Below are 651 nucleotides of genomic sequence, written 5' to 3' on the forward strand. Positions count from 1 at the left end.
CTTCCCTTCACCCCCCCGACGACACCGACCCATCGAGCAGGAGGCAGACAGCATGACGACGAACGGCACCCCGATCACCATCGTGGGCAACCTGACCGACGACCCCGAACTCCGCTTCACCCCGAGCGGGGCCGCCGTGGCGAAGTTCTCCGTAGCGGTCAACCGCCGCACCTTCGACAGGCAGACGAACGAGTGGCGGGAGGCCGGGACCGACTGCCCCCGGGTCACGGTGGGGCGGTCCCTGGCCGAGAACGCGGCCGGCACTCTCACGAAGGGGATGCGCGTCCTGGTCGTGGGCGACCTGCGACAGCGGACGTGGACGGACGAGAAGACGAACGAGAAGCGTTCGGCGTGGGAGGTCGAGGGGTCCGCGGTCGGCCCTGACCTGACGTTCGCCACGGCCACCGTGACGAAGGTGGCCAAGTCCCAGGGATCGGCCCCGGGTGACGACGCGTGGGCCAGTGCCTCCCGCACCCGTCCGGCGGTCCCGGCCGGAGCCCCGGCGGGTGCCGCCGCGAACGGCCAGGCGCAGGACGGAGGGTACACCGAGGAACCCCCTTTCTGAGGGGCGGGTGCGGCAACGACCCCCGGACCGTACTGACCGAGGGTGACCGCGCGGCGGTCCGCGACTTCCGGGCCTGGCTCCGGGAC

General features: G+C 72.2%; 1 protein-coding gene. It reads left to right on the forward strand.

The genetic code is table 11. The annotated features are described in order from the left end of the window. Positions 1 to 52 precede the first annotated feature (52 nt). Positions 53 to 565: a single-stranded DNA-binding protein gene (ssb, locus tag IH25_RS0136765; protein ID WP_030621380.1), complete on the forward strand. Its 513-nt coding sequence runs from the start codon at positions 53 to 55 to the stop codon at positions 563 to 565. The last annotated feature ends 86 nt before the right edge of the window (positions 566 to 651 follow it).

The sequence above is a fragment of the Streptomyces achromogenes subsp. achromogenes genome, assembly GCF_000720835.1.
GTDB lineage: Bacteria > Actinomycetota > Actinomycetes > Streptomycetales > Streptomycetaceae > Streptomyces > Streptomyces achromogenes.

What these genes read in the sequence shown, in the direction of transcription:
- ssb (WP_030621380.1), top strand. Translation starts at nt 53, where the DNA reads ATGACGACGAACGGCACCCCGATCACCATCGTGGGCAACCTGACCGAC.